Raw genomic sequence first — 11,603 nt, 5'->3', positions numbered from 1 at the left:
AGCGCAGCGCCCACCGCCTGGCAAGCGAGGTCGAAAGCGGAATGATTTCGATCAACCATCTGGGCCTGGCGCTCCCCGAAGTCCCCTTCGGCGGCATCAAGGATTCCGGCTACGGCACCGAGGGCGGTTCCGAAGCGATCGAGGCCTATCTGGAAACACGCTTCGTCACGCGAAAGAGCGTCTGACACCGGCCGCAGGCAACTGCCTCGCGACCGAGAAGCAACAGGGGACGGCGCCCGATGGCGCCGTCCCCTGCTTAAAATGCGTTGCTGATCCAGTCCTCATGCCCATGACGGACGCGAACGACGAGGATTTCGCCGTCCGCCTCGACCCGGTAGACGACCAGATGCGCCTTGAACGGATGGATGCGCATCGGCGGCGACAGCTCCGTGCGTTCGCGCGCCATGCGCGGGTTGGCGGCAATCAAGGCGAATACGGCGAAGAGTTCATCGTGATATCGCCGCGCCTGGGCGGAGCCGAAAAGGCGCACCCCATCTGCGGCGATCGCGATGATGTCTTCTTCTGCCGCGACGGAAAGCCGAAACGCCATTATCCGCGCGGCACTTCAGCGCGCGTAAGCGCCGCGGAAAAGAGCTCGTCCTTGGAGCGGGACCCGACGCCGCTTTTCAGACCGTCGTCGACAAAGCGTTGCATCACCGCAACCTTGTCATTTCGCTCCTGATCCCTGCGGATGAGGTCGCGCACATAATCGCTGGCGTTGGCATAACGGCCCGTGCGCGTTTGCGCTTCCACCCAATCCTTCATCGGGTCGGGCAAGGATACGTTCATCGTCGCCATGTCGGTCTCCATTTCCTGCGGGCAAGCATGGCATACTTTGGCAAAGTTTGTCAAATCAGCAAGCCCAGGCTGCCGGTTTTCGCCCCGCACAGCCCCGCATCCTGCTACGCTCGTGCAGACCATCGTGCGGTGCATCGGAGGCGCCGGTCCGGTCTGATCGCCAAGGCGGTTGACTATCGGCATGCCAGCCTTTCTGAATGCCGTCGGCACTACTAAACGTCGGATTGCAATCAGGCCGCAAGAATGACTGAGACGCTTCATCGAAATGCAATGGCAGCAACGGGGTCCGCCCTTTCCGAGCCGGAAAAGAACGTCATCATCGGCGGCGTTCTTCTCTCCATGCTTCTGGCCGCGCTCGACCAGACGATCGTGGCGCCGGCGATGCCGACCATCGGCAAGGCGCTGGGACATAGCGACTACCTGCCCTGGGTCGTGACCGGCTACCTCCTGACCGCGACGGCCATGGCGCCGCTTTACGGCAAGATCTCGGATATCTACGGACGGCGGCCGACGATCTTTGCGGCCATCATCATTTTCCTTGCGGGATCGCTGATAAGCGCGCTGGCGCCCAACATGCTGACACTGATCGTAGGCCGTGCGGTGCAGGGTCTTGGTGGCGGCGGCCTGTTTGCGCTGGCGCAGACCGTCATCGGCGATCTCGTACCGCCCAAGGAACGGGCGCGTTACGCCGCCTGGATATCGGGAACCTGGGCGGTCGCGAGCATCGCCGGGCCGCTGCTCGGCGGCACCTTCGCCGAGCATCTGCACTGGTCGCTGATCTTCTGGATCAATATCCCGCTGGGGCTGGTGGCGATGGCGATCATCAACAAGCCGCTGAGGAAGCTGCCGACCGTCGCCCGCGCGCATCGTATCGACGGGGCCGGAGCTCTATTGCTCGTCGCTGCGACTTCGCTATTGCTGCTTGCGCTCAACTGGGGCGGCAGCCGCTATCCATGGCTTTCCGCCGTCATACTCGGCTTGCTTGGCGCTTCCGTCGTGCTCTGGTTCGCCTTTGCCTTGCGGCTGCGCAGGGCGAGCGAACCGCTGATCTCGCTGGAAGTGCTTGCCAATCCCATCGTACGCTACGGAACGCTCGCGATGTTTCTGGCGCAGGGCGCCAATGTCGGGCTCTCGGTCTATATCCCCGTCTATGCGCAAACGTTCCATGGCCTGTCGGCCAGCAGTTCGGGCGTGGTGATGCTCGGCCTGCTGCTTGGGACCGTCTGTGGAGCGACGACCAGCGGGCGGACGATACCGCGCATCGTTCACTATAAGAGGATGGCGCTGGTCGGCGGCGCGCTGGCCTTGCTTTGCCTGGCGGCCCTTGCTGCTCTCGCCGGTCGGACCTCGCTCGTCGTCCTCGAAATGCTGACATTCGCCGCCGGTTTCGGCTCGGGCATGACCTTTCCGGTGGCGACGATTTCGGTCCAGAACGCCGTCGACCAGGCGCATCTTGGCGTCGCAACCGGTGTTCTGACGTTCCTGCGATCGCTCGGTGGCGCCCTCGGCGTCGCGGCATTCGGCGCGATCGCTCTTGGCAACGGACTGCCGCTTGCTGGCGAAGGGGTGGAACCGCTCGGCACGACGGTTACCTCGGCCGTGCCCTTCACCTATATCTTCATCGCGAGCGCCGCAGCGATGGCGGCGGCGCTCATCTTCTTTCATCTCATGCCGGAAAAACCACTGCGAGGCCGCGACGAAAATCCCGTCGCCGCAGTCGTCGAATAGCTGGCCGCGCCGGCGCCGGCGCGGTCATGAACGGCATGCGGTTCGCGGGCTCAGAACTCCGCCTTCAGCGACGCGTAGAAGGTACGTCCCGGGCCGGGCTGCTGCACCAGGCTCAAGGGATCGACATAATAGGCGTCGGTCAGGTTCTCGATGCGGAAGCTCGCCGTCAGGGTCTCGTTGATCCGGTACTCGGCGAACGCGTCCACCAGCGTATAGGGCTTCCAGTCGATCAGCGAGATGAACTGGGAAGCGCCCTGCGCGGTCACGTCGCCATGACCGATCGCGCGCGATCCTGTACGAGAAATCCGCCCGCCAACCGTCAAGGCGTCGTCGAGGAATGTCTGCGACAGCGTCAGCGCGACCGTGTATTCCGGCGGCACCTGGTTGGTGGCGTAGTCGGCATAGAGCGACTTGTGTCCGCAAGTGGTCGCTGTTCGGCAAAACTCGACGTCGGTGTAGTAGTTGGCGGCGAGCTCGGCGGTAAAGCCGCCGCGTTCATAACGACCGGACAGTTCTATGCCCTGGAAGTGCGCGCCGGCAATGTTGTGAATGCGCATGCCGGAGATCCCGCGCGGATCAGTATACCATTCGCGCGAGATGTAGTTGTCGACATTCCAGTCGAAGAAGCCGAGCTTCATCATCGCCTGGTCGTCGGCCGAAAATACGCCTTCGCGCCTCAGGTTGGTGCCCACCTCCCAATTGCTCGACCGTTCCGGCCGCAGGTTGGAATTGACGTTCATGGTGAAGGCCGAAACGCCCTCGAAGATGCTCGGCGAGCGCAGTGCGTTCGAGTAGTTCACATAAAATTGAGTGCCGTCGAAAGGCTCCAACGTCACGCCCACCGAGGGGCTGAAGCCGCCGTCGCTGAGGGCTGTGTCGTAGGTGTAGCCCGGTCGGGCCTGTTCGGGGGCATTTCGATCCTCGGTCCAGTAGTGCTGGTAGCGCAGACCACCATTGATCGTCAGCCAATCGGTGGCTTTCCAGGCAGCCTTGGTGAAGGCCGCCGCCTCCTGCCGCGTGCCATCGCGAAGGTCGAGCCAGGTCTCCAGTTCCGGTGTGAACTTGCTCGGTCGCGTATCCTCGCTCAGGAACGACAGGCCGTAGGTCAGGTCGAGCGCGCCGTAGTCGGTCGACAAGACCGACGTGTTTGCGACATCGGCGCCCCACATGAAGGTGTCGGAGCCGGTGCGGAAATCGGCCGGCAGGCCGAAATCTCCGGGCTGCGGATAGAGCACGCCGCTCCGCCGGGGATTGCGCAGCTCCAGCCGCGTGGCCCAGAGATTGGCCTTGAGATCGATGAGGTCGTTGTCGTCAGGCTTCCAGCCGTATCGAAGCGTGCCGGCATCGACCTTCGTTCCCGCCGTCTGGCCCTGCTGCATCGCCTGAACCCGATCCGAGGTCAGGCGCGACGCCAGGAGGTCGCCGGCCTCGCTGCGAAAACCATTGTAGCCGAACTGCAGGCTGTGACCGTTCTCGAAGCGAACTGTGCCCTTGGCGAGATAGGACTTTGTCTGGAGCTGGGTGTTCAGCACCTCCTCGCCGGCGCGGTAGTTGGCGATGCCAATATTGTCGATATAGTCTTTCCAGCCCCGGGCGGGCGGCAGGCATACGCCGCTCTCATAGCAGAAGGGTCGCGGCCCCATACTCACCGGTACTGCCGAGGGTCCGTTGGTGCCCGCGTGATAGTTGCCCTGCCGGCGATAGGCGTAACCGGCAAGGAGGTCGACGTTTTCTTCCTGCATCGCACCGACGATGCTGCCCGAGCCGCTGGTCGGATCGAAGAACGAGGGGCGGTCCATTCCGTCGCTTTTTGCCGTTGCGACCGGAGGCGCCCAGGTGCCCCCCGGCCAGGCATAGCCCGCCGTGGTGCCGGCCGGCGGCGGCTTGGATGTGTTGGTGCCAAAGCCGCCTTTGACCCGAAGGCCGAATGTGTGCCCCTCCTTCACGATGTCGCCGGCGTCGAGCGTGCGCATCGCCACCGTGCCGGAGATACCGCTCGATGCGACGTCCGATCCCTTGGTGATATCGACGCCCCCCAGGAAATCCGGATCGACGAAGGTCCGGTTGGAGATGCCCTGATAGCCCTGATAGACCGTGGCCGAATTGCTGGCTCCGTCGACGGTGACGGCAACGCGGCCCATACCCTGCATGCCGCGGATGTTGACGTCGACGGCGCCGGCGCCGTTGCGCGCTTCGCCGGAAAGCACGCCCGGCGTGCCGCGGAAAATGTCGGCCGGGCTCGAGCCGCGGAAGCGGTCGATATTTTCTTGCGAGATGTAGGCGGTCGGCGCTGCCGTTTCATAGGGCGCATCCACCGGATTGATGATGCCGCCGCCGGCGACGATCGGCGCAAGCATCGTCTCGCCGTTGGCCGCACCGACCGCGTGCGCACCGGAAACGCGCTCGGTGATCGTGACGGTCCCGCCGTTCAGGCTATAGGAGAGGCCGCTGCCGGACAAAAGCTGGGAGAGCGCCTCTGCCGGGGGGATCGGTCCGCTGACGGCAGGCGCGGATTTCCCCTGGGTCAGCGATGCCGAATAGGCAAGTCTTAGCCCCGACTGCCGCGCAAATGCCGTAAGCGCCGCGGTCAGGGACTGCGCCGGTATGTCGAAGGTGGTGGCGCCGGAACGGGCAGACCGTTCCTGTTGTGCCAGAGCCGGCATTGCCGTTTGAAGTGAACCGACCGCCGTGGTTGCGACCACGACCGCGCCAAGAAGTTTGTTTCGCCCCGTTTGTCTGGACATCTGATCCCTATTCCCATGCTTTGAGCGAGGGATCGTTCTTCCTGCTGGCAGGACACACCCCTCAAAAGCCGAGACGAGGCGTCACCCAAAAACCCGCAACGATGTTCGAAAAAAAATGAAACCGGCTAGACCGCCGAGATCAATGTCACGAAGCGCGTCATGCGCGTGACCCGGATCGGCAGGCCGGACGCAAGTGCTGAAAGCGAGGCGTCAGGGGTTCTGAGATCCAGCACCGCGCTGACCAATGTCGACTTCAAGCGGTCGTGGCTGAAGACGATCCAGCCGCCGTGATAGCGGCTAAGGGCAGCGACGACGTCGCCGAGCCTGCGGTTTTCGGCGACATACATGCCGGACTGCCATGCGAGTGCGATTGCCGGATCCTGCACGACAGGGTTACCGATGGCGCCGTCACCCCCGACCGACACGCGCTCTCCCTCGGCGATCGTAACGCCCATGAGGTCCCCGCCTGCCATTGGCGATACGCGAACGGAATGGCGGGTGACAGCAATGCCGAGCGAACCATCGGCGGCATTGGCGTCCACGTCGAAGGCGGTTCCAAGGGCCTTGACGATGGTTTCACCTGAGGCAACCTGAAAGGGTCGTGCGTCCGCCGCCACGTCGAAGAATGCCTGACCTTCCTTCAGAACCACCCGGCGCGCCCGTTCGTCGAAATCCACGTCCATCGCAGTGCGCGCGTTGAGGACCACCCGTGACCCGTCGGGCAGGTCGATCGAACGCGTCTCTGCCGTGGTGGTCGCATAGTCGGAGCCGAGGATGCGCAGCCAGGGGCGCGAAGCGGCAAGCCCGCCTCCCAGAACAGCGATGCCGAACGCGCCGGTCAGAAGACGGCGGCGCGAAAGGAGTGCGGTGTCGCGGCCGGGATAGACGAGACCGGTTTGGCGATCGCGGCGCAGATGTGCCGCATCGTCCCACAAGGCTTCCGCTTCGACCGCCGCCGCCTCGTGCTCGGCACTTTGTCCGCGCCACGCATGATAGGCGCGTTGGTCCTCGCTGGTCGCCTCGCCGGAATGCAGCCGGACGACCCAGGCGAGCGCCGCGTCGGAGATGTCCCTTGCGGGACATTGCGTTGTCGCTGATGCCGGTTTCATCGCCGCCCCTTGTCAGACATGGTCCAGCTCGCGCCGCACGTCGCGGCAATGGCTCAGGGCACGCAGCATGTGCTTTTCGACCATGCTGACCGAGATACCCAGCGTTTCGGCTATTTCGCGGTGCGAAAGGCCCTCGACCTTGTTCATGATGAAGGCCGTTCGGCAGGCCACGGGCAACTCGTTCAAGAGAACGGAAAGGGCTGCGACCTTGTCGCGAAATTCCAGCCGCAACGCAAAATCGTCCGACGATGACAGACGGTCTGCCTGGTCCAATTCGACCCGGCGCGACCACTCCCGCTCGAGCTTGATGCGAAAGTCGATCGCCGCATTTCGCGCTGCCCTGAACAGGTAGGAACGCGGGTGCTCGACGCTGCGGCGGTCTACCCTCACCATGCGCAGATAGGCGTTCTGCACAACTTCCTCACCGTCATCCCGATTGCCGATCAGGCGCGATGCATAGCGCACCACCTCCTTGTGGTGACGTCTGAAGAGCAGACCGAGCCAGTGATTGAGAGAGCTTGCCATCAGCCACCCTTCCTAGCGAAGCGCGCCACGGCGGTCTTGGGGGTGGATTTCTTCAGGCATGATGCAAACTTCGCGGGAAAACCTGCGGCTCGTCCGATGCGGCACGCTAATACTTGTCTCTTATACTCATGTTTTAGAGCCCGACAAGCGCCTTTGCGCGAAAACGCGGGGATTGGATCGCCGGCACCGACCGTAGCCGGCGTTGTTGACCAGGATGTCGATGCGCCCGAAGCGCGCGATCGCCTGGCCCACAGCCTGATGCGCCTGGGCCTCGTCAGTGACGTCGAGCGCGACGGCCAGGAGATTGGGATGATCCCCGAAGCGGTCCGCGATCGCCCTGGGATTGCGCGCCGTCGCGACCACCTGATCACCCTTCGCCAGGGCCTTTTCAACGATAAGAGCACCAAATCCACGGGATGCGCCAGTGATGAACCACGTATGCATGTGAACCTCCGGTTTGTTTCGCCGCTCCATCGTCGGCGGCTGGGAAGGTTGTACTGCGAGACGTCTGCTGAGATAATCGACTGGATTCTTGTTGAGTTGTTGAATAGCATTCATCAATGCGAACCATATCGCCGTCCGACCTGTCGCCTTTCCTTGCGCTCGCCCGCCACCAGAGCTTCCGCCGTGCCGCCGACGAGATCGGCTGCACGCCGTCCGCACTCAGCCACGCCTTGAAGGCGCTTGAGGAGCGCCTGGACCTTAGGCTCTTCAACCGGACCACCCGCAGCGTTGCGCTGACCGAGGCGGGAGAACTTCTGCTCGCTCGCGTGGCGCCCGCCTTCCGCGACATCGAGGACGCCCTTGACGATCTCAACAATTTCCGGGGAGCGCCGATCGGACGGTTGAGGCTCAACACGGCGCGCGCTTCGGCAAAAATGGTTCTCCTGCCAATCGTTGCGCGGTTTCTCGAAAGTCATCCGAAGGTCAACATCGAGATCGTCGTCGATAACGACCTTGTCGACATGGTGTCGGAGGGTTTCGATGCGGGTGTTCGCTTTGGCGAGATCGTCGCGCAGGACATGATCGCCGTCCCGATCGGTCCGCGCCAGCGTACCGCGATCGTGGCAACACCTTCCTTCTTCGAGCGCCACGCAAGGCCGACCGCTCCCGAGCATCTGAAGGCGCTGTCCTGCATCGGACTGCGCTTCGGCAGCGGAAGGCTCTATGCCTGGGAGTTCGAGCGCGGCGGTGTCGAAGTTCAGGTCGAGGTGACCGGTGCCCTGATCGTCGATGACCAGGACATGATGGTCGACGCGGCCCTTCTCGGCGCGGGGATCGGCTTTGCCTTCGAGGACCAGGTGCGCGCGCTCATCGACGAGGGCAAGCTGGTCCGCGTCCTTGAAGACTGGTGCCCCTATTATGGTGGCTTCTATCTCTATTATCCGAGCCGACGCCAGATGCCGGCGGCGCTCAGGGCATTCGTCGATTTCGCCAGGGTCTGGGACAAGTCAACGCCTTGAGCCGGAACAGCGCAAGCGATCGTCGGGCCTGCTCGCTACCCCCCCGCCTTTCCGCGTAATGTCCGTGCAACCTCGCGTTTACAATCGTCTCGGCAAGGTTTTACTGACATCGGTCTATGCCGCCTCAATAAAAGCGTCAGCCGAACGGCGTTGCCGGTCCAACAACATGGTGCGGATAGTGTGGAAGCTCTGGCCACGGTCTCTCAAGCAACGTCTCATTGCACACTTGCTGGTTCTGCAGCTGGCGGTGCTTCTTGCGTTCGGCCTATCCTTCGTCACGCTACTCGTCGTCGCTGACGAAGGCGGCGCGCTCGTCAGTCCCGCCCCGGTCGAGACGGCGTTCCGCGCGATCAAGCGGAGTGCCAGCGGCAAGCTCGAACTCGCTGACACCGCGGAACTGGCACGCGTTCGTCGCGAGCAACCGCATTTCTGGTTCATCGCGCGCAGCGACGGGGGCGAGATCGTTCAGTCCGGCGACGTACCGGACATCTACCGCGGCATGACCGTGGCCCTCGACCGAATGACCTATTCGGACATCCGCGACGACGGCCCGCCATCGAACTATCTCGCCGTCATCCGGCGCATGACAAACGAGGAAGGCAGCTTCACCGTATTCGGACAGGGAACGCTTCTGAGCCAACCGTCGCTCATCCTCTCGTTCTCACGCCTGTTCGTCGCGCCGATGCTGGTGCTGCTCGCGCTCGTCACGATCTTCGCGGTGCCCCGCATCGTCAACCGGGCGATCCGGGGCATCTCCGATCTCGCCCGCGAAACGGATGAGATCAACATTACGCACCGGAGCCACCGGCTGGCCGAAACGGCGGTTCCGAGCGAGGTCCGCCCGCTCGTGCGCGGCATCAACAGCGCCCTTCACCGGCTCGATCAATCCTATGGCCAACATCAGCGCTTCATTCTCGACGCCGCCCATGAGCTGCGGACGCCTGTGGCCATTCTTCAGGCGCGGCTCGACTTGCTCGCCTCAGGGCCGGAGCGCGACCGGTTGATCTCCGACTGCGAGAGGATTTCAGCGCTTGCCGAGCAGTTGCTCGATCTGCAACGGCTGGAAGCCGACGCCAGGCCCTTCACCGCCGTGGACCTCGTCGCGCTCTGCCGCAACGTCGTTGCCGACCTTGCTCCGCTCGCCATCGACGAAGGCTACGACCTGTCGTTTGAACAAAACACCGAGCAGTCGCTGATACAGGGCGACGCAGTCTCGCTTGAACGGGCGGTTACCAATCTCGTCCAGAACGCGATCGAGCATGCCGGAAACCAGGGCGTGATCGTCGTACGGGTCGCACCGGACGGCGTGATCGAAGTCAGCGACGACGGCCCGGGCATCCCGGAGGGGGAACGCGAGCGCGTCTTCGAGGCTTTTTACCGCCTCAAGCCGCGCGAACGTGGCGCTGGTCTCGGCCTCAATCTCGTTCTGCAGATCGCGCAGCGACACAAAGGCCGCGTGAGCATCCTCACCTCACAGAGCGGCGGTGCCTGCTTCCGGCTGGCCTTTGAGAACGGACGCATCTGAGCTGCAATCCGTAGTACCCCCAACAGGCAAGTGTGAGCGTAGTCCGAGTACTAGTCGCCCGGAAAGCGGCCGAAATGGGCCTTTTCGGCGGAAAAAAATCGATCCAGGATCTATTTCGGCGGTTGGAAAGCAAAATTTAACCATACTTCTCCATCTTTTGTCCATCAGTCGTCAAGAAGGGGACAATCCAGAAATCGTGCAGCGGCGTTCGCTCGCCGGGCTGAGAGCCTTTGTGAGATTTTCTGGCTTGATTTGCGTTGTTGAGTAAGATCATTCGCCCACAGTCTTTGCACCGTCTGTTGCGCCCATTGCTGATCACTTGCTGCGGCACCGCCCTCGTCGGCGCGGCTGCGTGGTCGCTTGTCGGCATGGCCGCGATCGGCAGTTCCTACGCGCATGGTTCCGGCCGCCTGCTGCCGAAGCCGCAGCTGCATTTGGCCGAGACGACCAAAGAGCGCGCCTGGGACAAGCACGCCAGAACCAACCAGGCGACGCGGCTCGTGGCCGCCGCCGCGGCGCAGCCCGTCATGGTCGCAAGCCTCGCTCCCAGCGAGGCGAGGTTCGGGCACGATGCCCTGTTCCCGATAGATGCGGAAACGATCGGTAAGAGCGCCCGGATTGCAGCCGCGGTGAAAAAGGCTGTTCTCTCGTCCGAGAAAGTCGCGAGCAACCCCGTTCCCGCTACCCAGGTTCACCACCAGATCGCAACGGTAAAGCTCCCGGCGCCAGAACGCTTCGCGCCGGTGGCGTCTGTTGCCATTGCCAAGAACCCGGTCCAGCTCGCCTACGCCACCCCCTCCCAGAGCCACGTGGAAGGCAGCGCCTTTTCGGCTCTGTTGACGGCGCCGTCCGAGGACGATCTCGCGGAACAACCGGACCAGGACCAGGCTGAAGACACGGCCGCCCTGCCGAGCCATGAGGACACGCCCTCGGTCGGTCCCATGCCGCAATTCCGCCCCCGCACCGCGCAAGCGGAAAAGCCGCCCGCCGAAGACGAAAAACCTGCGACCAAGCAGGCGGAAGACGCAGCGGTGAAAAAGGAAGAAGAGACAGCCAAGGCAGACGCAGACGAAGCGCCGAAGAAGCAGAAACTTGCCTATGCACGGCCGGAAGATCCGACCGAGAACAGTGCCGGCACCGGTTTCGGACAGGCGTTGCGTAACATGTTTGGCGGCGGAGCGAAGGCCGGCAACGGCGTCGCCGTCTACGACATCACCGCTGCCAAGGTCTATATGCCTGACGGCAGCGTGCTCGAGGCCCATTCCGGTATCGGCAAGATGGCCGACAACCCGCGCTACGTCGACGTCAAAATGACCGGACCGACCCCGCCGCACACCTATAACCTCAGGATGCGCGAAACGCGTTTCCACGGGGTCGAGGCGATCCGCATGCTGCCGGTCGACGGAAGGAACAAGCACGGCCGCGACGGTTTCCTGACGCATAGCTACCTGCTGCGCGGCAAGCGCGCGGAATCCCATGGCTGCGTCGCCTTCGCCGACTATCCGCGTTTCCTGACCGCCTTCAAGCAGGGCAAGGTCAAGCAGATCGTCGTGGTGCCGAGCGGCGGACGCGCGGCCGGCATGCGCCTGGCACAGAACGGCCGGAACTCCTGAGCGGAGCCGGCCAACGGTCGGAATGCAGGCAGCGGACGGTAAAGGTCTTTCGCTGACGAGGAACGGGCACTAAGATCCGGCCCTCGACAGGAGCGAGA

The 11,603-nt window shown here is 63.4% G+C and carries 10 protein-coding genes and 1 pseudogene; 5 read left to right on the top strand and 6 right to left on the bottom strand.

Features of this window, described 5'->3' with window-relative positions; translation table 11 throughout:
- On the top strand, positions 1-185 hold a 185-nt coding region (locus IB262_RS32750), incomplete at its 5' end, for an aldehyde dehydrogenase family protein (protein WP_156411761.1).
- Between the two features lie 71 nt (positions 186-256).
- On the opposite strand, the gene IB262_RS32745 is transcribed toward IB262_RS32750, so the two are convergent.
- Both IB262_RS32745 and IB262_RS32740 read right to left on the bottom strand, forming a co-directional pair.
- On the bottom strand, positions 257-550 hold the full coding sequence (locus IB262_RS32745; RefSeq protein ID WP_192494357.1) for a type II toxin-antitoxin system RelE/ParE family toxin: 294 nt from the start codon (positions 548-550) through the stop codon (positions 257-259).
- On the bottom strand, positions 550-798 hold the full coding sequence (locus IB262_RS32740) for a type II toxin-antitoxin system ParD family antitoxin (RefSeq protein ID WP_034798187.1): 249 nt from the start codon (positions 796-798) through the stop codon (positions 550-552). The genes IB262_RS32745 and IB262_RS32740 overlap by 1 nt, the downstream gene beginning before the upstream one ends.
- 243 nt (positions 799-1,041) lie before the next feature.
- Here IB262_RS32740 and IB262_RS32735 point away from each other — a divergent pair, with 243 nt between their 5' ends.
- Positions 1,042-2,526, top strand: a complete 1,485-nt coding sequence (locus IB262_RS32735; protein ID WP_060520272.1) for an MDR family MFS transporter — start codon at positions 1,042-1,044, stop codon at positions 2,524-2,526.
- Positions 2,527-2,576: 50 nt separating this feature from the next.
- Here IB262_RS32735 and IB262_RS32730 read toward each other — a convergent pair whose 3' ends face one another.
- The 4 genes and pseudogenes from IB262_RS32730 to IB262_RS32715 all read right to left on the bottom strand — a co-directional run.
- Entirely contained in the window at positions 2,577-5,270 is a 2,694-nt protein-coding gene (locus tag IB262_RS32730) for a TonB-dependent receptor (protein WP_113189183.1), read from the bottom strand.
- 125 nt (positions 5,271-5,395) lie between these two features.
- Positions 5,396-6,379, bottom strand: coding sequence for a FecR domain-containing protein (locus IB262_RS32725; RefSeq protein WP_192494356.1), 984 nt, complete (start codon positions 6,377-6,379; stop codon positions 5,396-5,398).
- 12 nt (positions 6,380-6,391) lie between these two features.
- Positions 6,392-6,904, bottom strand: coding sequence for a sigma-70 family RNA polymerase sigma factor (locus IB262_RS32720; RefSeq protein WP_060530493.1), 513 nt, complete (start codon positions 6,902-6,904; stop codon positions 6,392-6,394).
- Between the two features lie 189 nt (positions 6,905-7,093).
- Positions 7,094-7,348 (bottom strand): annotated as a pseudogene (locus tag IB262_RS32715) (SDR family NAD(P)-dependent oxidoreductase); the annotation flags it as partial.
- Between the two features lie 116 nt (positions 7,349-7,464).
- On the opposite strand from IB262_RS32715, the gene IB262_RS32710 reads away from it, so the two are divergent.
- The 3 genes from IB262_RS32710 to IB262_RS32700 all read left to right on the top strand — a co-directional run bounded on the left by IB262_RS32710 (position 7,465) and on the right by IB262_RS32700 (position 11,505).
- Positions 7,465-8,367 carry a LysR family transcriptional regulator gene (locus tag IB262_RS32710; RefSeq protein ID WP_192444465.1) on the top strand — a complete coding sequence of 301 codons (903 nt, stop codon included), beginning with the start codon at positions 7,465-7,467 and terminating at the stop codon, positions 8,365-8,367.
- A 247-nt stretch (positions 8,368-8,614) separates the two neighbouring features.
- Positions 8,615-9,892 carry a HAMP domain-containing sensor histidine kinase gene (locus tag IB262_RS32705; RefSeq protein ID WP_348646950.1) on the top strand — a complete coding sequence of 426 codons (1,278 nt, stop codon included), beginning with the start codon at positions 8,615-8,617 and terminating at the stop codon, positions 9,890-9,892.
- 299 nt (positions 9,893-10,191) lie between these two features.
- Positions 10,192-11,505, top strand: a complete 1,314-nt coding sequence (locus IB262_RS32700) for a DUF2778 domain-containing protein (protein WP_246802789.1) — start codon at positions 10,192-10,194, stop codon at positions 11,503-11,505.
- Positions 11,506-11,603 lie beyond the last annotated feature (98 nt).

The sequence above is a fragment of the Ensifer sp. ENS02 genome (genome assembly GCF_014851885.1).
Lineage (GTDB): Bacteria > Pseudomonadota > Alphaproteobacteria > Rhizobiales > Rhizobiaceae > Ensifer > Ensifer adhaerens.
This window is presented reverse-complemented; position numbering and strand designations above follow the sequence as displayed.